Annotated in this window: 23 protein-coding genes; 9 read left to right on the forward strand and 14 right to left on the reverse strand. The window is 56.4% G+C overall.

What is annotated here, in order from left to right:
• Window positions 1–29: 29 nt before the first annotated feature.
• Window positions 30–923, reverse strand: coding sequence for a LysR family transcriptional regulator (locus FEM03_RS05485; RefSeq protein WP_166442644.1), 894 nt, complete (start codon window positions 921–923; stop codon window positions 30–32).
• Window positions 924–1098: 175 nt separating this feature from the next.
• Between FEM03_RS05485 and FEM03_RS05490 the strand changes: the two genes are divergently transcribed.
• The 4 genes from FEM03_RS05490 (at window position 1099) to FEM03_RS05505 (ending at window position 5629) form a co-directional block, all read left to right on the forward strand.
• On the forward strand, window positions 1099–1752 hold the full coding sequence (locus FEM03_RS05490) for a hydrolase (protein WP_138085192.1): 654 nt from the start codon (window positions 1099–1101) through the stop codon (window positions 1750–1752).
• A 474-nt stretch (window positions 1753–2226) separates the two neighbouring features.
• On the forward strand, window positions 2227–3297 hold the full coding sequence (locus tag FEM03_RS05495; protein ID WP_166442645.1) for an Imm52 family immunity protein: 1071 nt from the start codon (window positions 2227–2229) through the stop codon (window positions 3295–3297).
• Between the two features lie 92 nt (window positions 3298–3389).
• Entirely contained in the window at window positions 3390–4097 is a 708-nt protein-coding gene (locus tag FEM03_RS05500; protein ID WP_138085194.1) for an Imm52 family immunity protein, read from the forward strand.
• Window positions 4098–4366: 269 nt separating this feature from the next.
• Complete coding sequence (locus tag FEM03_RS05505) at window positions 4367–5629, forward strand: transposase (RefSeq protein WP_166442646.1); 1263 nt, start codon at window positions 4367–4369, stop codon at window positions 5627–5629.
• 100 nt (window positions 5630–5729) lie between these two features.
• Here the strand turns inward: FEM03_RS05505 and FEM03_RS05510 are convergent, their stop codons facing one another.
• Entirely contained in the window at window positions 5730–6029 is a 300-nt protein-coding gene (locus tag FEM03_RS05510) for a toxin-antitoxin system HicB family antitoxin (protein ID WP_206170884.1), read from the reverse strand.
• Between the two features lie 18 nt (window positions 6030–6047).
• On the reverse strand, window positions 6048–6656 hold the full coding sequence (locus FEM03_RS05515) for a hypothetical protein (protein ID WP_138085196.1): 609 nt from the start codon (window positions 6654–6656) through the stop codon (window positions 6048–6050).
• A gap of 88 nt (window positions 6657–6744) precedes the next feature.
• Here FEM03_RS05515 and FEM03_RS05520 point away from each other — a divergent pair, with 88 nt between their 5' ends.
• Both FEM03_RS05520 and FEM03_RS25520 read left to right on the forward strand, forming a co-directional pair.
• Window positions 6745–7920, forward strand: a complete 1176-nt coding sequence (locus FEM03_RS05520; RefSeq protein ID WP_138085197.1) for a metallophosphoesterase family protein — start codon at window positions 6745–6747, stop codon at window positions 7918–7920.
• A gap of 15 nt (window positions 7921–7935) precedes the next feature.
• On the forward strand, window positions 7936–10635 hold the full coding sequence (locus tag FEM03_RS25520; RefSeq protein WP_138085198.1) for an AAA family ATPase: 2700 nt from the start codon (window positions 7936–7938) through the stop codon (window positions 10633–10635).
• 54 nt (window positions 10636–10689) lie between these two features.
• Here FEM03_RS25520 and FEM03_RS05530 read toward each other — a convergent pair whose 3' ends face one another.
• Window positions 10690–12045 carry a WD40 domain-containing protein gene (locus tag FEM03_RS05530; protein WP_138085199.1) on the reverse strand — a complete coding sequence of 452 codons (1356 nt, stop codon included), beginning with the start codon at window positions 12043–12045 and terminating at the stop codon, window positions 10690–10692.
• Window positions 12046–12097: 52 nt separating this feature from the next.
• Here FEM03_RS05530 and pyrE point away from each other — a divergent pair, with 52 nt between their 5' ends.
• Entirely contained in the window at window positions 12098–12673 is a 576-nt protein-coding gene (pyrE, locus tag FEM03_RS05535; RefSeq protein WP_138085200.1) for an orotate phosphoribosyltransferase, read from the forward strand.
• 162 nt (window positions 12674–12835) lie between these two features.
• On the opposite strand, the gene FEM03_RS05540 is transcribed toward pyrE, so the two are convergent.
• From FEM03_RS05540 to FEM03_RS05580, 9 genes are all read right to left on the reverse strand, one after another.
• Window positions 12836–13333, reverse strand: coding sequence for a hypothetical protein (locus tag FEM03_RS05540; RefSeq protein ID WP_138085201.1), 498 nt, complete (start codon window positions 13331–13333; stop codon window positions 12836–12838).
• Window positions 13334–13396: 63 nt separating this feature from the next.
• Window positions 13397–13990, reverse strand: a complete 594-nt coding sequence (locus FEM03_RS05545; protein WP_138085202.1) for an RES family NAD+ phosphorylase — start codon at window positions 13988–13990, stop codon at window positions 13397–13399.
• Between the two features lie 317 nt (window positions 13991–14307).
• Window positions 14308–15156 carry a class I SAM-dependent methyltransferase gene (locus tag FEM03_RS05550; protein WP_138085203.1) on the reverse strand — a complete coding sequence of 283 codons (849 nt, stop codon included), beginning with the start codon at window positions 15154–15156 and terminating at the stop codon, window positions 14308–14310.
• A 142-nt stretch (window positions 15157–15298) separates the two neighbouring features.
• Complete coding sequence (locus tag FEM03_RS05555; protein WP_138085204.1) at window positions 15299–16744, reverse strand: GAF domain-containing SpoIIE family protein phosphatase; 1446 nt, start codon at window positions 16742–16744, stop codon at window positions 15299–15301.
• 61 nt (window positions 16745–16805) lie between these two features.
• Window positions 16806–17342 (reverse strand): STAS domain-containing protein, encoded by a 537-nt coding sequence (locus FEM03_RS05560; protein WP_138085205.1) that lies wholly within the window; start codon window positions 17340–17342, stop codon window positions 16806–16808.
• A 255-nt stretch (window positions 17343–17597) separates the two neighbouring features.
• Entirely contained in the window at window positions 17598–18059 is a 462-nt protein-coding gene (locus FEM03_RS05565; RefSeq protein WP_138085206.1) for a hypothetical protein, read from the reverse strand.
• A 167-nt stretch (window positions 18060–18226) separates the two neighbouring features.
• Window positions 18227–19360: an alanine racemase gene (gene alr, locus FEM03_RS05570; RefSeq protein WP_166442648.1), complete on the reverse strand. Its 1134-nt coding sequence runs from the start codon at window positions 19358–19360 to the stop codon at window positions 18227–18229.
• On the reverse strand, window positions 19357–19962 hold the full coding sequence (locus FEM03_RS05575) for a DUF1802 family protein (protein WP_138085208.1): 606 nt from the start codon (window positions 19960–19962) through the stop codon (window positions 19357–19359). Before FEM03_RS05575 ends, alr begins: the two co-directional genes overlap by 4 nt.
• A 110-nt stretch (window positions 19963–20072) precedes the next feature.
• Window positions 20073–20372 (reverse strand): zinc ribbon domain-containing protein, encoded by a 300-nt coding sequence (locus tag FEM03_RS05580; protein ID WP_138085209.1) that lies wholly within the window; start codon window positions 20370–20372, stop codon window positions 20073–20075.
• 101 nt (window positions 20373–20473) lie between these two features.
• Between FEM03_RS05580 and FEM03_RS24695 the strand changes: the two genes are divergently transcribed.
• Both FEM03_RS24695 and FEM03_RS05590 read left to right on the forward strand, forming a co-directional pair.
• Complete coding sequence (locus FEM03_RS24695) at window positions 20474–21484, forward strand: hypothetical protein (protein ID WP_206170885.1); 1011 nt, start codon at window positions 20474–20476, stop codon at window positions 21482–21484.
• An 83-nt stretch (window positions 21485–21567) separates the two neighbouring features.
• Window positions 21568–23487 (forward strand): alkaline phosphatase D family protein, encoded by a 1920-nt coding sequence (locus tag FEM03_RS05590; RefSeq protein ID WP_138085210.1) that lies wholly within the window; start codon window positions 21568–21570, stop codon window positions 23485–23487.
• 14 nt (window positions 23488–23501) lie between these two features.
• Here the strand turns inward: FEM03_RS05590 and FEM03_RS05595 are convergent, their stop codons facing one another.
• On the reverse strand, window positions 23502–24215 hold the full coding sequence (locus tag FEM03_RS05595) for a hypothetical protein (protein WP_138085211.1): 714 nt from the start codon (window positions 24213–24215) through the stop codon (window positions 23502–23504).
• Window positions 24216–24259: the final 44 nt, after the last annotated feature.

Below are 24259 nucleotides of genomic sequence, written 5' to 3' on the forward strand. Positions count from 1 at the left end.
TCCAGAGGAACCCGAAAGGAACCCCTATGCTACTGGCTTCGCGCTTCTTCTATCATCAAACGCGCAAACATCTCGGCGTGGGGTTTGGGTCGCAAGACAGGAAGACCAATCACCACCGGGAAGCTGGCCAACTTCGGCGTAAATGGCATTACGACCAGTGTCTGCGGCAGGATACCGACGATGCCCTCGACTAAAATGGCGGCGGCATTTTGAGCTTCCAATTCGACGAAAAGAGTGGAAAAGCTATCGTTCACCAATGAAACAAATCGTGGCGTGATTCCAAAGGGTTTAAGCAGCTCACGGGCGCTCGTGACATATTCGGGAGAATTGTCCTTCGCCAGACCAATCAGTGGTAAACCATCCAGTCGCGCGACAGGGATTCGTTTCAGCTTCGCTAACGGGTGCCGCGCCGTCAGGACCAGCACCGGCTGCCAGCGATGTAGCTCGGTCCATTGAAATCCCGGAATCCCCTTCGCGACGGAAATTCGAGGAGTGATCACAAGGTCGAGCCGTCCCTCGCCAGCCATTTCATTGATCTCCCGCGATGACAGATCCGACAACTCGATGCGCACGCGTGGCGCGGCTGCCTGGAATTTTGCCAGCACAGTGGCAATGATGCCCGTGGTGATCGAAGAGGAGTAGCCCACACGCAAAATCTCTTTGCCCGTTTCCCCACGCACACGGCGAACTGCGTCGTCCGCGCGAGCGAGCACTTCCCGCGCTTCTTCATAAAACAGCTCACCCGCTTCCGTGAGCTTTACCGAGTTGGATCCGCGCACAAGGAGGGTTACACCCAGTTCATCTTCGAGATCCTTCACCTGCCTGCTGAGCGGTGGTTGGGTGAGGTGCAGAATCTCCGCCGCACGATTGAACGATCCATGGGAAGCGACAGCGACAAAGTAGCGCAGGTGGCGAAGGTCCATGGGCAAAAGGTAGCTCAACCTAAAAGGATGAGCGAGCCAAGAAACAAGGCATTGGGCGGTTTCCCGTTGATGTCTTATCCTCAACCTGTGCATCCGGAGCATCTAACTCGGGTGAGTATCCCACTGTCCGGAGGCACCCGAAATCACCACCCGCCATCCAAAAGGAAACACGATCATGAATAACAACAAGACCGGCATCAAAGCCCTCCTCCGCCCCGAAGACAGCATCCTTGTGTTGATCGATCATCAGCCCTACCAGTTCACCAACCTGAACAGCCACGAGCCGACCATGATCATCAACAATGTCATTGGCCTCGCCAAGTCCGCGAAGGTTTTCGAAGTCCCCACCATTCTCACCACCGTGATTGAGGAGCGCGGCGGTTATCTCATCAAGGGACTGCAGGATGTTTTCCCCGAGCAAAAGCCGATTGACCGCACTTTCATCAACACCTGGGAAGATCCGAAGGTCACAGATCTGGTGAAGAAGAGCGGGCGCAAGCAGCTCGTTCTCGCCGCGCTGTGGACCGAGGTCTGCCTCGCGATGCCGGCGATCCAGGCGCTCGGCGAAGGCTACGACGTTTTTATTGTCACCGACGCCTCGGGCGGCGTCAGCGCGGAAGCCCATGACATGGCCGTGCGCCGCATGGTTCAGGCCGGTGCGGTGCCGATCACATGGATGGCCGTGGCCGCTGAATGGCAGCGCGATTGGGCGCGCGAGAATACCGCCGCCGGACTTTCCAATGTCCTCCTTGAGCATGGCGGTGGCAGCGGGGTCGCCCTCGCCTGGGAAATTCAGCTCCTGGCCAGCGCCCAACAGGCAAGCAAGTGAATTGAAGGGTCGATGGAATGGCGAACCCGGTTCACGAGCATCTGGCATCAAGAGTGATGGAGGCGAACCTAACTCGCGCCTTGTTCAGCGAACAGGACGTGGGTTGACGCCTTATCAATTCGCACACTCGTTCATGAGTCTGTTTCTGTGATTCAGGGCAAAATACGAAGGGCATCTTTGCCTAACAAAGCTGTCACGCTTTTGCAAACTTCTCTGAATTCACTCCCCATTCCCTGAATCGTGGCCATGGCGCGGAGAAGTCCACGAACTTAAGCTGTTGAGGCGATCCCAAAAAATCAACGGTAGGGATGCGCTGTGTCGCGTCCCAAAATAAGTGGGCGGAGGAGGTGCGGAGCTTTGTAGTTTTGATGGGCATCGACCGTCGAAGGTCACTTCCGTCCCACCGCCTCCGTCCGTCCCCTGACAAATGGGAAACGACACAGCGCGTCCCTACCGTTGAAGGTGAAAGTGAGGATGATGTGGGCGGCAGGTGAAGATCGACAAATTGTCAATTTTTTGCACACTGACGTCATTTTTCTCGTCATTTTTCTCCAAATTGTCAATTTTTTGCACACTGACGTCATTTTTCTCACGGTCAAGGTAGCAATCGATGGCGTCAAAGCTGATGGCACTCTAATTGAGGCCAAGGGAAGTTACACTGACCAGTTCAAATACGGTTTCAAGAATGCAATGGACGGGCTAATCATCCAGGCTAGAAAGCAGATTATGGTAGCTGAATCAGCTGGCGTTAGGCTTGAATATCATTGGAAGAATGCATCAGAAGCGGATTCTTTTAGAGAATTATTGATAGAGAATGGTATAGACCCTTCTAAGATTGACATCATTCACACGCCAGCGGAATGGAAGTTTATGTCTAATATTTACATCGGGGTCTATTGGGGTAGTCGCCTCGAAACCGACGAAGCTATCGCTGCTAAAATTAAAAATGTGTTAACTGGTGTGGCCAGTATTAACCCACGCATTCACCAGTGGTTTGAATTGGATACACACAAGGGTAAACCGCCAATTCCTCTTGCCGTCGATATCGAAAACCTTCAGCGTATTTTACGTAAGAGGAGAGGAGGCAATGATTGCAAGGGTATCCAAGAAACGTTTAAATCAGATATTCAGTGGAATAAGAGCATCTCTGTTTCATTTGCTATGGGTCATCATAATGTGAGCGCAGGTCCTAATTCATGTGTTGTCAAGGCAAACGGCCAACGTGAAATTGTCGAGCCTCTATCCATGGAAGGACTTTGGGATGTTCTAAAATTATTAGTTGCTGTGATGTCGCCAGACGACGGTTTTGTTCAAGACCGGATATTCATTAATTCAATCGAGCATCTACGAAATAAACTTGCGTTTTTTGGATGGATTACATATAAGAAAGATATAGACTGCATCAAGCCACTACTGGGAAACGATCTCTCCCTGAGTGAGGGGAACTATCTTTTATTGGGTTGTGGACTTCCGCCCAAATCATGCGATGGGATGGATATTAATTTTCTGATGAAATTTCACGATGCCATGGCCCGTCGTGATTAGACACCGCCTCCAAGTTTCATTGAAAAAGTGATTGATTTGCCAGTTTCATAGTTTCAAAATTGATATCATGCATACATTTATAGAATAAACTGATGGCTAATATCTACACAACAGTAGTATGGTCTGCAAGGATGGAGACAGACGAAGAAATTGCTCTGAGTGTAAGGAAGACATTTGATGGGCTATATCATCTTAACCATGATCTGGATAAATGGTTCTCAAAAGAACGCCCAAAGAAGGGAGAAAAAATTAAGCCTCGAAGCCTCGAAGTGGAGTTTTTGAAAGACATTATTTCGAAAGATCGCGCGGAACTTAAATTCATAACTGAAGAATATGCAGAACCCCTTGAGAACCGCGGTGTCAATGTGGGTTTCAAATCAAATATTGACTGGCAAAAAAGTGTGGGCGTTAGCTTCAACATGGGATACACACAAGGCGCTATCTGCAATTCATGCACCATTGACTCTAGAGGAGATAATCATATTGTTGAACCGCTAAACATGGAGCATTTGTTCGCCGTTCTAAAGTTGATGGTTGAGGTGTTAGGGCCGGATTACGGTTTTGTGCAGGGTTCTTCATTTCGGGATTCCATCAAGCCTAAACCCAACTTTAACATTAATTTTGGATGGCTTACTTATGTGAAAGACATTAATCGAGTTAAGCATTTGGTTGGTGATAACTTGTCGTTGCTCGATGAATACTATCTATCTTTAGGACCAGGCTTGCCACCTAAATCATGCGAAGGCATGGATTTGGATTTTTTGATGGAGCTGAACTCTGCCATGGATCACCGCAAGTAATTACCAATCGATAAAACCAATAAAATTTTAGTTAACTTTTTTCCTGTTTGAATTTAGAATGGTTTGTCTGTCCCTTTATTGTATCCCGAACGGTGTCCAATTTTGGGAACGATTTTTCCTGCCAACCGGGGGTTTTTGAGGACTCTTGAAGGCGCAGGCGGGTCGCTGCATCAGGGATTCAAAACACTCCAACTAACTGAGGCGATGCCGTGCAGCACACTTAGTTGATGTTATCACTTGACGGTGTGGCAAGGAGGCCAAATTTTTTTATGCCCACTACCGCTACTCTCGCCAACGCCTTCTTTGCGCCACTTCATCTCGCTCTTCAGGCAAGCTCGTCCTCTCGTAGCTGCCCGTCACTTTCCGATCAAGACTGGCTCAGCATTGGCACTTTGCGCGTTCTCCAGGATCATCCCTCAGGTAGAGCTTTTCTTCTCCACCTCGCCTCTTCAAATTCATTGAAACCCATCGCCTCTTCCCTCTTCTTCGCCGGTCTGGCAAGCCGCCGTCGCGGCCTCCTCTGCGCTGAAGTTAACACTCACTTATGTTCCATTCTTGCACGTCAACTGCCTGATGAGCTGGCAGATTGCCCCTCGCTGGCTGGTTTCGATATTTATGCCGGGGATGGTCATTACCATGCCGCCGCCTGCCATGACATTACTGATGCGAAGAGCCAGAACCGACGAGCGGTGGGACATTTTTTTACGCTCAACCTGCGCAGCCATGCCCTGAGTTACCTCACCGGAGCAGATGCCGTCGGCCGCAAGCGTGAACATGACATGCGAGCCCTCAAACGCATGGACAAAGAGACGCTTCGCCACGACGCGCCTAAAGGACGAAATGTGATTTATGTCTGGGACAAAGCAGGTATTGACTTCAGGGCCTGGTATAACTGGAAACAGTCCGCTGGCATCTATTTTATCAGTCGAGAGAAGGATAACATGAAGTTAACGGTGAACGCCGTGCGTCCGTGGGATACCTCGTCCAGCATGAATGCCGGAGTGCAGGCTGATGAGTTGGCGGGCAGCTCCAACGGCGTTCAACTGCGTCGAGTGACTTATCAGGATGCGATGCAGGGAACGACTTACACATTTATCACCAATGAGATGACATTGGAACCCGGCGTGATAGCCCATCTCTACAAGATGCGTTGGGATATTGAGAAAGTCTTTGATGAGCTTAAGAACAAGTTACAGGAACGCAAAGCGTGGGCAAGCAGTGCGGTGGCAAAGGCTATGCAGGCACAGTTCTTGTGCATCACTCATAATCTTCTGATGTTATATGAGCAGCAGGTGGAACAGGAGCATGGCATCACCAATGAAGCGGAGCAGTCGAGGCGTGCAAAGCGGCTGGAGGAGGTGAAATCGAGTTTGCAAAACCGAGGTCTCAGTCTGCCTGCGTTGCAACAAAGCATCCAGCGCTTCACGCAGAGGAGTGTAAAGTTCATTCGTTGGATACGATGTTATCTGTTTTTCACGGGTTGTTATCAACAAGCTCTAAGCCATTTAAGGCGCGTCTATGCTACTCTGTGAAGCTGATTGTTGGACACCGTTCTGTATCCCTTAGAATTTAGAATGGTTTGTCTGTCCCTTTATTGTATCCCTTAGAACGAATCTTGTTAGCCGAACCGAATTAGGGTAGTTCGTCACCCTCTTGAACCGGTCCTTGTGGCACAAGAGACATCGCTTGGAGAAAGGCGTCTCTGGAGGATCCTTTTGCTCGCTCGGCGATAATGTCGTAGGTCTGCAGAGCGGAAAGCTTTTCTGCTACGGCCAAACTGATAAATTGATTGATGGAAATGCCATCGGCTTCCGCTGCGCTTTTAAGATTGCGGTGAAGTGAATCAGGGAGTCTCAAAGGTTGCCCATGGAAGTAGCTCGGAAGATTATTTTTCTTAGCAAATGGGAAGATTATTTTTTTGTCTCTCAACACGTGAAATTTATACAGCAATTATTTTCGCCTGATAATCCGCTCGTCTGGCGGTCGATTTTTGGCGTAGGACGACAGAATCAATTGGAAACGAGAATCTGCATTGTTAGAGAGCTCACAATGGAGTTGGTGTTTAGGTCCGTATATCGCTGCCTCTCCGCATCCAAAACATAAATGGAGCTGGTGCCTTTCTCCACTGGGTGACTCCCATTCAATCAACCAATCAGCATGAAATCCGCCGCAGAGCTTAGGGCCTTGATGCTTTACGAAAGACTGTGGATTGAGGATAAGGGTGTTTAGTATGGAGGCGTCGGTTTTTGAAGGAGTCAGTTTGTCGGCGTAAAAATGGTTCTCTTGGACCTTTCGAACGTTGGCGGTTGTCCGCTGCTGCTCATAGCTGTCAGTCTCCCAAAAGGAGTGAGGAAGGCCTTCGTAAATTTCGATCCGCGTCGATGTCGATTGCGCTTTTCTAAACTCGAGGAGAGCAGCTATCTCGGCCGCTTCGAATACGGGCACCTGGTTTTCGCGATCTTCTGGATGGTAGAACTGCGGAAAAGCAAAATACCAACACACACTCGCGACCAGAAGACCGGCGATGATCCACGTCACTGGGAGATTGCTGCGATTCATGACGGTAAAGCATTTCTAGCAAACCACCGTTGATGTGGAAGGGAAAACTATTTAAGAGTATCAAAGACCTTTTTCTTTGAAGTCCCACATGAGTTTCACTTTTCTTCACACGGCAGACTGGCAATTGGGGAAACCTTTTGCTTCGATGCGGGATGAGGCGAAGCGGCATCGGGTGCAGGAGGAACGGGTGGAGGCGGTGCGGAGATTGGGGAAGGTGGTGCAGGAGACGGGGGCGCGGATGGTGATGGTGGCGGGGGATTTGTTTGATTCTTCGAAAGCGACCAAAGCGACGGTTTCGGCGGCTTGTGCGGCAATTGGATCGCTGAAGGTGCCGGTGGTGGTGATTCCGGGAAATCATGATCATGGCGGGCCGGGGAGCATTTGGGATCAGGCGTTTTTTCTGCGTGAACAACGGGAGCTGGCACCGAATTTAACGGTGCTGTTGAAGGCGGAACCGGTGGTTTTTGAGGAGGTTGGCGTGGTGGTTTTGCCAGCGCCGTTGTTGAGGAGATTTGAGTCGGGTGATCCGACGGGGTGGTTGAGGTCGTTTGATTTTGACGGGATGGAGTTGCCGCGGGTGGTGCTGGCGCATGGGACGGTGCAGGGTTTTGGGTCCGCGCAGCAGCAGGAGGATGAAGAGGAAATGGGAGGATCGGTGGCTAACTGGATTGAGGTGTCGAGATTGCCGTTGGAGGCGCTGGATTATGTGGCGCTGGGGGACTGGCACGGAGCGAAGAAGATTGGCGACAAGGTCTGGTATGCGGGGACGCCGGAGGTGGATCGGTTTCCGCGTGGTGAAGGGAATGATCCGGGGAATGTGTTGAAGGTGACGGTGGCACGTGGGGATCTGCCGGTGGTGGAGAAGGTGGCGACTGCGAAGTTGCAGTGGCGGGAGATGGCGATGGCGTTTTCCGAGGATGCGGGGCTGGATTTGTTGGGGTCGCGGTTGGAAGAGATGGTGGGGACGCGCGGGGCGGAGTTTTTGCTGCGGTTAACGGTGGAAGGGGTGCTGGGGATCGAAGCGGCGGGGAGGCTGGAGCAGATGCTGGAGTCTTGGGAGTCGCGGTTGCTGCGGCTGAAGCTGGAGAACCGGGTAATGATGGCTCCGTCGGAGGAGGAGCTGGAGGGGTTGACGCGACGGGCGGATGATCCGTTGGTGGCGGCGGTGGCGGGTCAGTTGGTGGAGCAACTGGCGGGTGGCGATGAAGTGGCGCGAGTGGCGTTAAGGGAACTGCATGCGGCTTGTGTGGCGGTGCGGGGTTGAGGTGATTTTGACAATATGAGGCTGCTTTCGATCACGGTTAAAAATTATCGGATTCACCAGGAGGTGAAGGTCGATTTTGATGCGGCGCGGACGTTGATCGGCGGGGCGAATGAGTCGGGGAAAAGCACGCTGGTGGAGGCGGCGCACCGGGTGTTGTTTTTGAAGGCGAAGGTAACAGGAAAAGTGTTGCAGGGCATGAAGTCGACACTGCATACGGATCATCCGAAGGTGCTGTTGTCGTTTGAAGCAGGGGGAAAGGTTTGGGAGGTGGAGAAACGGTTCAGCGGGGCGTCGGGTCAGGCGCGGTTGAGTATCTTAGGGGGACAGTCGTGGCATGGGGAGGAGGCGGAGTCGAAGCTGGCGGAGGTGCTGGGGACGGACGGGAGTGTGAGCCGGGAGAAAGATTTATTGATGTTGTGGCCGCATCTTTGGGTGTGGCAGGGTCGGAGTGGGGATGATCCAGCAGATCAGGCGACGGAGCATCGGGATGCGCTGGTGCAGCGATTGCAGAGCGAGGGACTGGCGGCGGTGATGCAGTCGGACTTTGACCAGCGGGTGAAGGATCGGATCGCAGCAGCGTATGAGGAGTTGTTTACGGCGACTGGCAAGGCGAAAGCGGGGTCGAAGCCGGAGGTGGCGAGGTTGCGATTGGAAGAGATGGAAGCGGCGCTGTTGGGGGCCCAAGAGGCGGCGGGTCGACTTGAGGAGGCGGTGGGGGCGTTTGGTGTGGCGGAGTCGGTTTTGAAAGGGGTGGATGCGGTGTTGCCGGGTTTGCTGAAGGAGTTGAAGGCGACTCAGGAGAAGCTGGTGAAGGTGGGCGATTTGCGCGGGTTGGAGAAGGAGCAATGGCGGGTGGTGAAAGATGCGGAGCTGGCGCTGATGCAACTGCGCAAGGAGGAGGAGGGATTGCGGGAGCTGCGGCGTCAGGTGATGGAGACGGAGACGGTGTTGAAGCCGTTGGAGGAGCGGTTGCAGGAGCTCGAGGGGGCGTTGAAGGAGGCGGGAGAAGCGCGACAGCGGAGTGAGGTGAGGCATCGCGAGCTAGCGGAGGCGCTGCGGTCGGGACGGGCGCGATTGGATCTGGCGGTGGCGTTGGTGGCGGTGTTTGAGAAGGGCGAGGCGCGTGAGATTTTGGCCAAACGGGCGGCGGAGGCGGGTCAGGTGGCGGCGGAGATGAATGGGTTGCGCGAGGCGCTGGCGAGCTTGCCGAATCTGGCGGCGGCGGAGGTGGCGAAGCTGCGGAGTTTGGAGACCGATTGGCAAAAGGCGATGGTGGTGCGCGATGCGACGGCGGCAGAGTTAATGGTGTTGGTGTCGGACGCGGAGGAGGTGCGGGTGGATGGGGATTTGTTGAAGGCGGGCGAAGCCAAGGTGTTGGCCGAGGAGGTGGAGATTTCGATTGGGAAGGGCACGCGATTGCGTTTGAGACCGGGGGGCGGGACGTCGCTGGCGGCGGCGCGCTCGAACGTAGAGGAGGCGGAGAGGAAGTTGCGCGAGGCCTTGGGCAAATGGTCGGCGCGAGATGTGGAACAGGCGGTGCAGTGGTTTGAAAAAGCGGAGTCGTTGCGTCATGATGGCAAGCGCTTGCGGGAACGCTGGAATGGACTCGGCGGGGAAAAGGTGGCGGCGGATTTGGAAGCGGCGGAGATGGCGTGTCGGACCGCAGAGGCGGAGATGCTTCGGAGAAAGGAGGGGCTGACGATGGATGGGGAGACGTTGCCGGATTCGTTGTTGTCGGCGCGGTTGTGGGTGAAGGAGATGGAGGGGATGTTGTCGGAGAATGACAAGGCCGAGCGGGAGGCGCGGGCAATGGCGGATGAGGCGCGGGTGCAGTTGGAAAAGGTGGAGACGGGGCGCGGCAAGCAGTTGGAGATGTTGACCGAGAAACGTCAGCTTTTGGGGGAGTTGCGGTTAAGGATGCGGGTGGTCGAGGAGAAGTATGCGGACTCGGCGGCCCGTGAGGAGGCGATGTCGATGGCGGTGCGCGCGGCGGAAAGTTCGCAGTCGATGTTGGAGGGAACCCGGCGGTTGTTGGCGGAGTTGCAGCCGGAGTTGCTGGAGCGGGATGGGGAACGACTGGGGCGCTCGGTGGCGAATCAGGAACAGCAGCGGCGGACGGCGGAGACGCAGATGGCGGTGGCGCGGAGTCAGCTGGTTTTGGATGGTCGGGTGGACCCGGAGTCGGACGTGCAGCAGGCGCGGGCGCGGGTGGCGGAGGCGCGTGAGGTTTTTATGATGGAACAACGTCGGGCCAAGGCGGTGGAGCGGTTGTTCCAGCTTTTCGCGGAGTCGCGCGGGGCAATTGACCGTCGGTTGGTGCAGCCGCTGGCGAATCGGGTTTCGGGGTATTTGCAGTGTGTTTTTGGGCCCGGGGCGGAGTTGCGGGTGTTGGTGGCGGAAGACGGAAAGTTGGGATTTGAGATAAGCCGGTCGGGTGGCGGTGGGGCGTTTGGGTTTGAGTCGTTGAGTGGAGGAGCGAAGGAGCAGGTGGCGGCGGCGGTGCGGCTGGCGATGGCGGAGATTTTGGCGACGCAACACGACGGTTGTTTGCCTTTGGTGTTCGATGATGCGTTCGCTTATGCCGATCCGCTGCGGGTGCAGCAGATGCAACGGATGCTGGATCTGGCGGCGACGCGGGGATTGCAGGTGGTGGTGCTGACCTGCAATCCGGGGGATTATGCGGGGTTTGGCGGTGTGGAAGTGCGGATTGGATGATTGAAGCGGCGTGGGCGGAAGGGCGTCGAGAAGAGAGCCTCCTCACGTCGGCTGCTACGGGGAAATTATTCCAAAACCCGGGGAGGCGGTGAAGGAGGTGAGGAGTTTTTTCTCCTGGAGGTCGATGAGGTGGACCTTGCCGTTGGCTCCGGCAATGGCGAGCTTTTTGCCTTCGGGATGAAGGGCGAGGGCGTCGATGCGTTGGCCAAACGGGGGAAGGTCGAGGGGTTTATCGTCTTTCTTTTTGGTGATGTCGAAGGAGCGAACGCGGCCATCAATGGAGGCGAGAATGAGGCGGTTGTCGGCAAAGGCGAGTCGGGTGGCTTCGACGCGGCGACCAGTGATGACGGCGGTGCCGAGCTGGCCTTCGGGGTTGAGGGCGGCGGCGCGAACTTCGCCATTGTTGGCGGCGGTGAAGAGGCGTTTGCTGTCGGCGGAGTAGATGACTGAGGTGACCGGATTGCCGTGGGTGGTTTGAGTGTGAAGGACGTCGCCGTTACTTGCCTGGAAGGAGCGGGCGGTGCGGTCACGACTGGCGCTGGCGAGGAGTTTGCTGTCTGGAGAAAAGGCGAGCTGGGTGATCCAATCGGCATGGGCTTCAACCTGCCAGGCGGGAATCCAGCCTTTTGTTTTGATGACGTGGACGGTGTTGCTGGTGCCAGCGTAGGCGAGGAGTTCGCCGTTGGGGGAAAAGGCAACGGCGAGTTGGGTATCGCTGCCGGGGGGAAGGGTGTTGATGGGTTTGCCGGTGTTGAGATCGATGATGACGAGTTCACCGGATCGACCGGGGACACCACCGGCGACGGCGAGGGTTTTGCCATCGGGATGAAGGGCAAGGGCGAAAATGCGTTCAGGAAGTCCGGGGATGCGTTTTTTGAGTTTTCCGGTGTTGCTGTCCCACAGGGTGACTTCGTGATAGCCGCTGACGAGGAGCGTGGTTTGATCGGGCAGCCAGGCGAGGGCGGTGATGGGCAACGGTTGTGGGTATTGATCCGGGGCGCTGACGGCGGGCTTTTTCGGCATCAATGATGCGAGGGACTGCTGGGGATCTTTGCCGTCGAATTTGGCGCCCTCTGCGATCCAGCGTTTGAAAAGTTCGATCTGGGCGGCGGGAAGAGGGTCGTCCTTTTGCGGCATGCGATCATCTTCGTCATCAGTGATGAGGCGGTGGAAGAACAAGCCGGAGTCGGGTTTGCCGGGAGTGACCGGGGTTTCGTCGCTGTCGCCAGGTTGGAGCAAGGCATGGAAGGTGTCGACGCGGTAACCACCTTTGTCGTTATCCTCTTCGTGACAGCCGAGGCATTTGTCGGCGAGGATGGGGGCGAGGTCTTTGCTGAAGGAAACGGGGGCGGCGGTGAGTGGGATGGAGGTGGCGAAGTAGAGCAGGATGATGAGGGCGATTTTTGTCATGGACGAGGAGTTCTACGCTTGAAAGGGGGCCTCATCTGTCACAATAAGAGGCATGCCCACCCTTCCTGAAGCCACTGAGTTGTTGCGCGAGTTGTTGTTGAAAAAGTCGGTGATGCGCGGCGATTTCACGCTGGCATCGGGAGCGAAGAGCGATCTGTATGTCGACTGCCGGCTGACGACATTGGATGCGGCGGGCGGATGTTTGGTGGGCCAGGTGATGCATGCCCTGTTGCGCAAGGCGGAGGAAGAGACAGGGGTTAAGGTGGCGGCGGTCGGTGGTTTGACGATGGGTGCGGACCCGGTGGCGCTGAGTGCAGCGATGTTCTCGCACTTGAGCGACGATTCGGTGCCCGTGCCAGCCTACAGCGTGCGCAAGGCGGCGAAGGACCACGGTCGCAAAAAGCTGGTGGAAGGAAATTTCAAGGCCGGGGATGTGGTGGCGGTGGTGGATGACGTCATTACGACTGGTGGATCGACCATCAAGGCGATTGAGCAGGTCGAGGCCGAGGGTGGCAAGATTGGTTTTGTGCTGGTGCTGCTGGATCGCGAAGAAGGCGGCAAGGCGAACATTGAGGCGCGCGGGGTGAAGGTGTTCTCAGCGTTTACGCGATCGAGTTTACTGGGGTGAGTGAACGGTCGAACCGACCATGAGGCCGCGCTCTCGTTTTTGATGGCTACGACTGCCGCTGGTGGTGTCGGAATGTCGCGCTCTGAAGGGCTCGATGTTTCCAGGGAACACCAAATCTGATGACCAAATGCCGGGGCTGCCAGCGACCTGGTCAGAATCAAATCAATCCGGCTGGCCTGAACCCAAGTCGTAAACCATGCCCCAAAGCCGATCTATTTCACCCACTTCGATGACTTGGAGGGGTGTCATGCCTTCAAAAAAGGTGTTGCTTTCGTGCATCCAAACAGGGAGGCGTTCGAGGTGGATGACTTCCGCTAGTGCATCGAGCAGGCGGCGGATTTCATGGAGCCGACGTTTGGCGGGCTGGCTGGGAAGTTTACCGGAGGCCCATTGGGCAAGGGCACGAAGGGAGAATCCGGTGAGACGGCCGAGTTCCTCACGGGTGAGGCCATAGGTGTCGCAGAGGGTGGCGACGTCTGAACTGGTGCTGTCGACCTCACGAATCAATTTTGAGGCGAGCCGCCTCTCTTCTTCCACTTCAGGGGAAGGTTTGGGATTGCCTATGGATTTACGGTGTCGAAGGAAGGCTTTTTTAGCGGCTCTGTTGCGGCTGGTTTTGGAAATCGTGGATGACGTGACGGTGACGGTGTTTCCAGGCATGATGGGGGGCAGGATAATGGGGGAGAGAAGGTTGTCCAGCACATATGCATGCAAATGTGCACTTTATAAGCCGTGAACGAATGGGATGTTCGCTTCGTCCAGGGTTTGAATGAGACTGCCATCGCGTCGATGGCAGGGAAAATAGACGACGTTAACGCCGTTGCGGCGTCGGGCGGAAGGAACAACGAGTCCTTCGACGAGATGCTCGAAGGCGGCTCTTGCGATGGCCTGAGTGATGGGCTCGATGCCAGATTTTTGAGCGTCTTCCCAATTGCAACTGACGATTTGGGTGTGGGACACTCCGAGAAGGTCGAGGATGGTGGGCTGGGTGAGGTCAAGCACGGCCTGGAGCTCCCAGTGCATGCCGGCCCTGAGCTGGGCTTTGAAATCGGCGTCGGTGAATCCGTAACGCGTGCCTTTGTAGTAGAGTTCTTCGTTGAGGGTGATGGGATCCGTGCTTGCGTAGACGGAGGGCATGAGACGTTGAACGGTCCAGCGTCCGCCGGAGTGAACAGCACCTGCTCCTGTGAAGCGGTAGGGGCGAGCCATCCAGCGCGGGGCTGTCTGGCGGACGACGTTGCCATTCCAAGACGTGAAAGCATTGGCGTTGGACAATGCTTGGTAAAACTTGGAAAATTCGGGGTTGGGGCGTGTCATCGGCGGTGCGGAGTGGAGCTTTGATGGGGAAGGGGTTTCTAGCTCAGGAAGGGGCAAAGTAGAGCTTGCGGGGGCGGAGACAGGCTTTCATGCATAGATGGGAATAGTCTTAGTAAGTTGTAGGGCAAAAACTGAGCCAAAAAGCTCCTGTTTGTGCGATGGGAAATGCGAAGCCATCCTTGGGTCTGCAACCTTGGTGCTGCGTCTCGCGTCGGAACAACGTGCCCATGTGGAGGACTAGAAGTCGTTCCCGATGGCGCAGAGTGGGCCTGACAAACAAGGTCTGCAAGACCCGGCTCGAGCCTTCTACTCTAAGATTACTTTTTCTGCCAGAGGAGGGCGAGGAAGAGGGGGAATTCGTTCCGGGCACGGTTTTCAGCGCGGGCCTTGGGGCCGGGTTCGCTGGTTTTGTTGGAGTGCCATTCTTCCAAGCCGGTGAGGCTTAGACCGCTTTGAAAGCCGGGAAGAAGAAGGTTCTGCAGGCTGTGGTGGAAACTGACGGTGCTCTCGCTCTTTTCCTGCCCGGGGTGCATGAGGATGGGGATCTCCATTTCGGAACTGTAGGCGTCGAGTCGGCGGTATTGGATCTTGCGGTCGTCTTCCCAGCCCCAGGAGGACTGGCGGGGGATGCGGAAGGCGGGATGATTGAGGACCCACAGCATGCGGCCGCCGGGCTTGAGGATGCGGGCGCAGGCGCTGCTGACTTTGTCCAGATGGGGCATGTTCTGGATGCAGAGGATGGCGGAGATGGCATCGAATTCGCCGAGTCCATCGAGACTGGCGGCGTCGCGGGCGAAATATCGGATGTCTTTGGCACCGGGGTAGCTTTTCGCTTTGGCGATGAGGGTGGGTGAAAGATCGACGCCGGTGAGCTGGGTGCCGGGCGGTGTGGTAGATTGAATGGCGCGGGTGAAGACGCCTTGTCCGCAGCCGAGATCGAGAATGGATTCCGATTCGGATTTGCCTTTGGTTTGGCCGGGTTTGAGAAGTTTTAAGGCGCCGGGGATGACGACGTTTTGGTAGAGCTCGGACCCTTGGGCACCGATGAGTCGGTCATACCAATCGGCAGATTTTTCCCACGAGGTGTTTTGCGATGCTGGGTCGCCTTCGGGACGGGTGGTTTTTTTGGCGGATGGCTTGGGTTTACGCCAGGATGGTGCGGGCATGGGTTGAGGATACGGGGAGAGGCCGGATTGGCAAATGGAGGCTGTGGGAGAGAACGGAACGCCGGGCTTGGATCGGGCGAGGAGCCGTTCGGGCAGGCAAAATGCCTGCTTCACCCACAGGCTGCAAGCCTGTGTCACGGGGTTATTTTTTGCACATGGCGACGAGGGTGATGTCGTCGGTTTGAGGGTCGCCGCCCATGAATTTGGTGACGGCGTCGCAGAGGGCGTCGATGACGGCCTGAGCACCGTTCGGGGCGGCGAGACTAAGGACGGTTTTGATGCGGTCGACTCCAAAAAGGAGGCCTTTGTGGTCGGTGGCTTCGTCGACGCCATCGGTGTAGAAAAGCAGGACATCGCCGTGGTCCATGGGGACGCTGACATCGCGGGTGATGCGGTCAAAGACGTTGCCTTTGTCGACGCCGACGGCGAGGCCCGGGGCCTTGACTTCCTCGACCTGGCCGGTGGCGTGTTTCCAGAGGAGAGGACTGGTGTGACCGGCGCGGGCGAGCATGACGCTGTTGCCATCGGCGGAGAGGACGGCGTAGGCGGCGGTGATGAACATGTCTTCACGGATGTCCGGGAAGAGGTTGCGGTTCACCAGGCTCATGACTGCCGCAGGGCTGAGGATTTCACGGGCGTTGGCCCGCAGCACGCTGCGACACATGGCGGTCAGCAGGGCGGCGGGAATCCCTTTGCCACAGACGTCGGCGATGGCGACGCCGACGTGATCGGTGCCGATGGGGAAAAAGTCAAAATAATCGCCGCTGACGAGTCGGGCGGGAACGTTGCGGGCGGCGATGTCGAAGCCGGGGATGTCGGGAGCTTTTTCGGGAAGAAGAATGCGCTGGATTTCGCTGGCGTTGCGGAGTTCGGCCTCAAGGGCTTTTTTGGCGTTGGCCTCCTGGTGGGCCTGGGCGTTGCCTAGGGCGAATCCGCATTGCCGGGCCAGGGCGACGAACATTTCTAGTTCGTGTTCGCTGAAGGGAGTGGTGGTGTCGGAGGCGGCGGCGAGGACGCCGAGATGTCGACCGCCGTGATTGAGGGGTGCGATGAGGGCGGCGACGTGGCTTTGGAAGGGGTTGCTGGCACCTTGAAACTTGGGATGGTGGCGGAGATCAGGGATGTTTTCTTCGCGTTGTTCGGCCAGAACGGAGCCAATGACACCTTCGCCAGGTGCGATGCTGTGGAGGCGGAGAAAGCTGGGGAGGGTGCCGACGTTGCTGCGGGCCTGGTCGATGATGCGCTCGGGAAGCGAGATCAGCGGAGGGCAGTCCTTGGTGCAGTGGCGGGGCACGAGCGATTTGCCTTTTTCATCAAGGAGATAGAGGATGGCACCTTGGGATTGCACCACACGAACGGCACCTTCGGCAATGAGTCGATGGAGGGTGGTGTCGGACTGGCCGTGAAGAATGGCGTTTCCGAGGGTGTGCAGGACATCAAAAACGCGGCGGCGACGGCCGGCACGCTCGGTGTCGTCCTGGAGAAAATCTTTTAAGTCTTTGCGGGAGGCCTTGAGCGCCTTGTAGAGGGGCCAGCCGACGCCTGCCATGATGAGCAGGAGGATTGCGGCGATGATCCATCCGATCATAACAAGCAGCTGGGCGTGGGGTCAGCAACCACACCGGAAAAGGTTGAATCCAGAAGGATGTTCATGCCGTGGCACCGGATTTGGCGCGAAGTTCTTTTTCGAGAAATTCGATGACGTCCTTGAAGCGGCTGGCGTTTTCTTCGTTCGCCTGGGTGAGGGCTTCATGGGCGGCAAGGACGTGCTCGGCCTGTTCGGTTTTGTCGGGAGCGCCTCCTTCTTGCGGAATGGTGCTCAGGTCGGCACGGACAAGTTCGCGTTCTTCGCGATAGCGTTCGCCTTCGGTGTCGACTTCGAGAATGTGATCAAGGCCGAGGCTGGTCAGGAGTTGGTGGTTGCGGGCGTTGGCATTGATGATGCAGACTTCGCCTTCGCCTTTGCTTTGGAGATTGAGCGCGGCTCCGGTGAGGGTGCCAAGAAAGGTGCTGTCCATGATGGGACATCGTTCGAGATCAACGACAAAGTGGCGGCTGCCCTTCTCCATCATGGTTTGGAAACAGCGTTTTACCTGGACGCTGTTTTGGAACGAGCCTTTGCCTTCCACGCGGAGCCAGAGCAGGTTGCCAACTTGTCCTACGAGAATGGGTGCGGGTGGTGTCATGACAGGCTGAAGATCGCGGAAATGGGGCGGTGAATATTGAAATGAAATGAAGGAAAGTGTTCAAGCACAGGCGTGAATGAGGGAAATGGAGTGGAACGGCAGGCAGCCGGGAGATCCAAAAATTGATGAGGGGGACGCGCCCAGAGAGGCGTTGGATCGTGGAGTGGTTGATAATTGATTACGAACGGGTGATGGGAAAAGGTTCACATACGCAAAAAGGCGCGTGCCGGAAAGCACGCGCCCGATGGGGCAAAATTATTCCCAAAGGTAGGATTTGTATTCAACCAGGACTTCGCTCCCGCGAACGATGCTGGCACGCCAGGAAGTGACAGGTCCGTTGATCACATAATCTTCGCCGATGAAGGAAAATTCGGTGGAGTTCTTGCGACGGGGCTGCACTTCCTGCTCGACGACTTTGGTGGTCATGCCGGTGTTTTTCTGGCGATACTCAAAACGAACGGTGACTGGCTGGCTGCGGTCGCGAATTTTCCAGAAGATGTTGTAATAATTGCCCTGGCGTGCCTGACGTTCGACCGGAGAAATGGCTCCGTGAAGGCGATAGTTACGCTCGAAGGGAATGGACGGATCAGCAACCGGTTTGGAAGCGTTGACATCAGCGAGGTGGAAGGGGTTCACCTTGTAAATGGTCGCGCCGCCACCGGTGGTTTTGGTGCTGCAAGAGACGGCCACAAGAGCGAGGCCAGCCGCAAGCGACAATCGGATACATTGAGAGATACCGGTGACGTTCATAAACAGCGCAAGGTAGGGAGAAGGTGTTGGTGTGTCAACGTTGTGCGTCGGGAAATGCAAAACGTAAGACCTTGTCTATCTCACACACGCCTTGCGGTCTTGCAACGATGCCGTTGGGATTTTTTGAACGTTTTTCAAACCTCGCAGTAGAGACGTGTGACACGACGGCCAATTCCCGTGAAAATGTCCCATGCAATGGTGCCGGCTTTGTCGGCGAGCTCGACCGGCGTGATCATTTCGTCACCCTGCTGACCCAGAAGAACCACCTCGTCCCCAACGTGGGCATTCTCCGGGAGATCAGTGACGTCGACCATGATCTGATCCATGGTCACCCGGCCAAGCAGGGGACAGCGTTTGCCGTGAATGAGGACATGGGTGTCCTGATTGGAGGCTTGGCGCGGGTAGCCATCGGCATATCCACAGGCAAGCGTGGCGACCTGGCTGGGGCGTTGAAGAAGAACGCTGCGACCGTAGCTGACGCCATGTCCGGCGGGAAGCTGCCGCAGCAGGGTGATGCGGGTCTTCCATGTCAGGGTGGAGCGAAGGAGGGACTGCGATGGCGGAAGGGGCGAAACCCCGTAGAGAAGCAGACCAGGCCGGGTGAGGTTGCAAAAAGATTGTGGCTCTCTAAAACCGAGGATGCCGGCGCTGTTGCAAAGATGGGTCCAGTGCGGGCGCATGCCATGGGTTTGCGTAAGCTGCACCATCTCGCGAAAGCGGGTGATCTGCCGATGGGTGAATTCGTTGTCTTCATCCGCCACAGGCAGGTGCGAAGCAAAACCTTCCCAAGTGAGATGAGGCAGGTGGATGAGCTCGCGAATGGTGCCTTCCTGCCATTCGGTCTCCGGAAAACCCAGGCGGCCCATGCCGGTATCGACCACGGCGTGCACCTGAGCATGGATACCGATTTTCCCGGCTAGTTGATTAAGGGCATGAGCCTGGTCGAGGCTGTTGACGGTGAGATGGAATCGACCCTGCAAGGCGGATTCGTATTCCTCTTCAAGGCAGGCTCCGAGGAGGCAAATGGAGGTGTCGATCCCAGCGTCCCGCAATTCGATGGCCTCGCGAAGGTTGGCGACGCCGAACATGGCGACCTGGGGAACCAGCGCCTGGGCGACCCGCGCCACCCCGTGCCCGTAGGCGCCGGCTTTGACGATCGCCATGATCTCGGTGCCGCTTTCGCGACGCGCTACGTCGGCATTATGACGCAGGGCGTCGAGGTCCACTTCGACCCAGCTGCGCAAAACTTCGTTCTCAGTCGCGCTCATGAGGAGGCAATGCTGGTGGCTTCGCCGAGAAGGGTGCGGATGCTGGCGGCCTGCTGCTGCCAGGTGGAATCGTCGAGGACATCGGCGAGCTGGGATTCGAGTGCGATGCCTTCTTCGGGGAGGTTGACCCATGAGCGGCAGCCGCCGTAACCACGTTGATAGGGGAAGCTCCACGTTTGCGGAAGGGTGGAAACTCGCACCAGCGCAATGTGCAGGCAGCTCTCTTCGTTCCAGGCGAAACGCTCGCGCACGACCTCCTCCGTCCACACATGAAACGGGGCAAGGGCGGAGACTCGGTTCCAATCGGTGACACGCCATACCGCATGCATTTTGGCGAAATGGCGGATCTCGACCGATTCACGCATTTCATCCTGTGGAACCGTGACTTCGGCGGCGTTTGGCGGCAGCCAGTTCAGCTGGGCCTCCTGGGCATGAAACCCGGTGGGAAACAGCCAGAAGTTTTCATGGGAAAACTGAAAACCCTTTTTGCCCTCGTGAATGCCACCTTTGCGGAGGATGAGGGTTTGCACACCCTGACCAAGGGCCTCACAAACAAAGGACCATTCTTTAAAACCAACGGCGGCAGCGACAGCGGATGACATGGGAAAGGAGTGAACGGCTCGGACGGGGAATCGTCAAGGAGTGCTTGTGCCAGACTCCGGGCAGGTGGTGAGATTTGTGGATTGCACAGAAAGGTTGCTCAAAACGGGGTTCAGCCCGCGCTGATTAATGTGTAGATCCAAACCACGAGGAGGACGATGCCGGTGATCCACCAGAGAGGGCGCAGGCCACTGGGTCGCGGACTGGCTCCACCAAATTCTTCCTTGATGAATTCATCGTAGTCGAATTCCTCATCGGGAAGATTCAGACCGTCATTTTGATACGCGTCCTTTTTCCAGCCGGTGTTGTGGTCGGAACCACACTCAGGACAGGCCAGGGCTTTGGGCGGAACGTCCTCGCCACACACCGGACAAACCTTGGGATTGCGGGGTTTGCTGTTGAGGTAGGCCATGATGGTATGATGAAAACAGAAAATGGGGGCGTCAACTCAACTGGTTGAATCTTCTTGTCTGGAGGAGGGGCTTTCTCATAGGATGTCGGAAATTTCGACCTATGAGCCAGCCGCCGCCGATTCCATCCGATGTTCCTGTTGCTTCCAATCCGACGGGAAAGGTGATTCCGGGCACGGAGGGGATGTCGGTGGCAGAGGTGGAGCAGGAGGTGGCGGAGGGGGGGCGTTTTGTTCTTTTCAGTTATTGCGTGTCGATCCTGATTCTCACTTTTCGGCGCAGTTCATCGGTGCGTTTTTTGCGACGGGGTGTGGACGGCACAGGGGCGGCAGTGGGGTATAGTCTGTTGTCGTCGGTGGTGGGGTGGTGGGGTTTTCCTTGGGGGCCGATTTATACGATTGGCGCACTGATCTCCAACTTTCGTGGGGGAAAAGACGTGACCGTGCAAGTTTTGGAAGCATTGACAGGGCCGGGTCGTGCGGCGGAGGTGATGGCGACGAGACGGAAACCGGCCGCTGCGGGAACGGGGATGATGGTGTTCCGGTCTTTGATGGTGGCGGCACCGTTCGCGTTGGTGACTCCGATTGTTTTGGGGATGCTGAATGCAGAGAAACAGGATGCCTCGCGCAAAAGCGAGCCTGGGTATGCGGCGTATGATGAGGCAAACAAGAGCATTTCTGCCGATGTAAACAGCGGCAATACTTCCGAGGCGCGAAGGCTGGGAGATCAGATCAGCAGCAGCATGCAGAGGATGCTTGAATTCGCCGCGCAAGGTGAGAAGGGAAAGTCGTTGAACACGCGGTGTCCGGTGCGGTGTGATATGAATGGGGAGACCTGTATCGTGTTGATGAAGGTGCCGGATTTGCGCAAGTATGACAAGGAATCCAAGGACGCGTTGGCGGACGCCTTGTGGAAAATTTCGCAGAGTTGTCTTGAGGAGTCGGGAGTTGGAAAATCTGGGTTGAAGCTGGTGACAGGGCTGCGCGGAGTGGCGCTCTATGAGGCGGTGATGATGGGCGAGTATGGTGCCACGGGTGGCTCGGAGCCTCGTCAAAAGCTTGAACATGGTGAGGGGGTTGATCAATTGATCCAAGCGTTTCAAAAGGAGTCCTGAGGGGGAGAGGTTATTTGGTGGGCGGGGTGGTTTGTGGAAAGAGTGGGCGGAAGCGATTCGTTGCGATGGAACGATTTTGATTTATGCGCCAGACCCGCCGTTCCCACCTTCGCAGCCTCGCTCTGACTACCGGCAGCCTGATGGCCGCTCCAACCTTTGCCGCCACTTCTCCAATGCCGTTTGGAGAAGAATTCCCTGCCTTGGATTCACTGGCCGTGGGCGATTGGTGGACCAAAAAACCGAAGGGCAAATCCGCTCCACCATTGATGACCGTGCCCCGCGACAAGGTGGTGGCATTCGCCCTCTACACCCAGGATTCCGGGGTGTTGAAACTGACCGCCCAACTGTATCCGCTGAAGCCCGGCGAAGCCAGGGAGGCACGACTGGAATTTGAACGGGATGGTCAATGGACGGAAGCGGCCCGGGTGGAGGTGGTTTTTCCAGGATGGAGCGCCCATTTTCGGGTGGGAGGCTGGGATGCCTCGGTGAACGTGCCTTATCGGGTTCGGCACGGCGAGGCGGCCATGTTTACCGGGGTGATCCGTCGCGATCCGGTGGACAAGGACGAGATCGTCATCGCCAACATGTCCTGCAACTCAAGTCGCACCACCGGTTTCCGACCAGAGATCATCGACAACCTTCTGGCCCAGGACCCCGACCTGCTGTTTTTCGCCGGTGACCAGACCTACCGCCACACCGAGCACACTGCGGGATGGATCGAGTTCGGCCTGCAGTTTCGCGATGTGATGCGCGATCGTCCGACCATTTCCATTCCAGATGACCACGATGTCGGACATCCCAATTTGTGGGGTGAAAACGGCAAATTATCGACCCGTAAGGACAACGCGGACGGCGGCTATTTTTATCCGGTGGAGTATGTCAACATGGTGCAGCGTCAGCAATCCTGGCATCTGCCCGATGCTGTTGATCCCGCCCCCATTCAACGTGGCATCACCGTGTATTTCACGCGGATGCGATTGGGCGGAGTCGACTTCGCGATTCTCGAGGATCGGAAATTCAAATCCGCACCCTTTGGCAACATTCCAGCGATGGGACCGCGTCCCGATCACATCAATGACCCGAGTTATGACCCGGCCTCGATTGACCTGCCAGGCTTGCAATTGTTGGGGGATCGACAACTCAAGTTCTTAAGCGCCTGGGGCGAGGATTGGCAGGGCGCGGAGATGAAAGTCGTGTTGTCGCAAACCGCCTTTTGCGGTGCCGTTCACATGCATGGCAAACGGAACGACCGCCTTCTGGCAGATCTTGACTGCAACGGCTGGCCGCAAACGGGACGCAACCGGGCATTGGAAGCTTTGCGTCGTTGTCAGGCGGTGCATTTGTGTGGCGATCAGCATCTGGCCGTGGTGGTGAAGCACGGCATTGATGAGTGGGGCGATGCGCCTTATTCATTCACGAGTCCGGCCTTGGTGAACACGATTTACGGACGCTGGTGGCACCCATTGGACGAGAAGCCGGGCCCCAATCCCGTGCCGGACAGTCCCCTGCCCTGGACAGGCGATTTCAAGGACGGACTGGGCAACAAGATCTCCATGATGGCCTATGCAAACCCGCCCGACATTGAGGATGAACAGCAGCGCGCCGACGGCTACGGACTGGCACGGTTCGATAAGAAATCGCGTCGGGTCACCTTTGAATGCTGGCCGCGATTTGCCGATTCGAAAGATGGAGCAAATGCCCAGTTTCCGGGATGGCCAATTCAGGTGGAAATGGCGGCGAATGATGGACGCAAACCCGTCGCATGGTTGCCCGAACTGTTGTTCAAGGAGGCCAAAGATTTGGTGGTGCAGGTGCTCAAAGCCGACGGCAGCGAGATCATTTCCACCTTGCGGATTCAAGGGAACCGGTATCAAGCTCCCGTTTTCGCCGATGGCGAATACACCGTCAAAGCCGGCCAGGATCGACCCGAGAAAAGTGTGCTGGATAAGGTGAAAGCCACGCCAACAAAAGAAGCGGCCGGCACCAAGGAAATCACGCTTTGATTCAAGGCCTCACATCAGTCAGCGGAAGTCGCTTCATCGGCTTCCGATTCCGCTGCGGCGAGGGCTAAAGCTTCGCTTTCGCTGAGAACCACGATTTCATGCACATGCAGGAAACTGCCAAAAAACCCGCCTTCGCCCCACACTTCAATCTTCCAAAGAATGACCTGCTCCGGTGTCGTCTTGGATGACGGACCGTCGGAGGGGATGGTGAATTCACGCACTTCATGCCAGGTGTCGCCGCTCAGAACCCGCAAATGAAGAGCCTCCACCAAGGTTTCCGTCGAGACGATTTTCTCCGCCACTTGTTTGTATTTGTCGGTATTGCTCCCTCCGGTGGGTTTCCTCCAGGTCACATCCCGTTGCACACAAACGAGGTTGGCGCGCAGTGATCGAAGATGCGCCGGACCCGGCTGCACCAGCGCCACTTTGCATGAATGACCTTTCAAAAACGGCCTGGCCGAAACCTCGACCTGCGTGTGCGGCGTGCGGGACATCATCATCTGCTGGAACCACGACCAGATAATCAGCAACCCGACCAGCCCAAACACCCCGGCAAACACCTTGATGATCCATGCATCGTCTTCTTCTGGGTGCCGCCCGAGCATATAAAACCCCAGCCAGCAAATCCCAACAAAAAGCGCCCCCAATGCAAAGGTGCATCCCAAGTTCGGTGCCGACGAGGGAAGCCGATGCTCCAGCACGGAGGGTGGGGAAAGTTTTTGGCTCATGCGCGCTGATTGTCTCGATGATTGGAGAGGTCTCCCATGATCAC

Source organism: Phragmitibacter flavus, from assembly GCF_005780165.1.
Classification (GTDB): Bacteria; Verrucomicrobiota; Verrucomicrobiia; order Verrucomicrobiales; family Verrucomicrobiaceae; genus Phragmitibacter; species Phragmitibacter flavus.

Coding starts and splice junctions, on each gene's coding strand:
- FEM03_RS05515 (WP_138085196.1), bottom strand. CDS start 6,656: ATGAATCGCAGCAATCTCCCAGTGACGTGGATCATCGCCGGTCTTCTG.
- FEM03_RS05580 (WP_138085209.1), bottom strand. CDS start 20,372: ATGGCCTACCTCAACAGCAAACCCCGCAATCCCAAGGTTTGTCCGGTG.
- FEM03_RS05500 (WP_138085194.1), top strand. CDS start 3,390: ATGGCTAATATCTACACAACAGTAGTATGGTCTGCAAGGATGGAGACA.
- FEM03_RS05520 (WP_138085197.1), top strand. CDS start 6,745: ATGAGTTTCACTTTTCTTCACACGGCAGACTGGCAATTGGGGAAACCT.
- FEM03_RS05590 (WP_138085210.1), top strand. CDS start 21,568: ATGCGCCAGACCCGCCGTTCCCACCTTCGCAGCCTCGCTCTGACTACC.
- FEM03_RS05495 (WP_166442645.1), top strand. CDS start 2,227: ATGATGTGGGCGGCAGGTGAAGATCGACAAATTGTCAATTTTTTGCAC.
- FEM03_RS24695 (WP_206170885.1), top strand. CDS start 20,474: ATGAGCCAGCCGCCGCCGATTCCATCCGATGTTCCTGTTGCTTCCAAT.
- FEM03_RS05595 (WP_138085211.1), bottom strand. CDS start 24,215: ATGAGCCAAAAACTTTCCCCACCCTCCGTGCTGGAGCATCGGCTTCCC.
- FEM03_RS05540 (WP_138085201.1), bottom strand. CDS start 13,333: ATGCCTGGAAACACCGTCACCGTCACGTCATCCACGATTTCCAAAACC.
- FEM03_RS05485 (WP_166442644.1), bottom strand. CDS start 923: ATGGACCTTCGCCACCTGCGCTACTTTGTCGCTGTCGCTTCCCATGGA.
- alr (WP_166442648.1), bottom strand. CDS start 19,360: ATGAGCGCGACTGAGAACGAAGTTTTGCGCAGCTGGGTCGAAGTGGAC.
- FEM03_RS05545 (WP_138085202.1), bottom strand. CDS start 13,990: ATGACACGCCCCAACCCCGAATTTTCCAAGTTTTACCAAGCATTGTCC.
- FEM03_RS05575 (WP_138085208.1), bottom strand. CDS start 19,962: ATGTCATCCGCTGTCGCTGCCGCCGTTGGTTTTAAAGAATGGTCCTTT.
- FEM03_RS05530 (WP_138085199.1), bottom strand. CDS start 12,045: ATGACAAAAATCGCCCTCATCATCCTGCTCTACTTCGCCACCTCCATC.
- FEM03_RS05550 (WP_138085203.1), bottom strand. CDS start 15,156: ATGCCCGCACCATCCTGGCGTAAACCCAAGCCATCCGCCAAAAAAACC.
- FEM03_RS05490 (WP_138085192.1), top strand. CDS start 1,099: ATGAATAACAACAAGACCGGCATCAAAGCCCTCCTCCGCCCCGAAGAC.
- FEM03_RS25520 (WP_138085198.1), top strand. CDS start 7,936: ATGAGGCTGCTTTCGATCACGGTTAAAAATTATCGGATTCACCAGGAG.
- FEM03_RS05560 (WP_138085205.1), bottom strand. CDS start 17,342: ATGACACCACCCGCACCCATTCTCGTAGGACAAGTTGGCAACCTGCTC.
- pyrE (WP_138085200.1), top strand. CDS start 12,098: ATGCCCACCCTTCCTGAAGCCACTGAGTTGTTGCGCGAGTTGTTGTTG.
- FEM03_RS05505 (WP_166442646.1), top strand. CDS start 4,367: ATGCCCACTACCGCTACTCTCGCCAACGCCTTCTTTGCGCCACTTCAT.
- FEM03_RS05555 (WP_138085204.1), bottom strand. CDS start 16,744: ATGATCGGATGGATCATCGCCGCAATCCTCCTGCTCATCATGGCAGGC.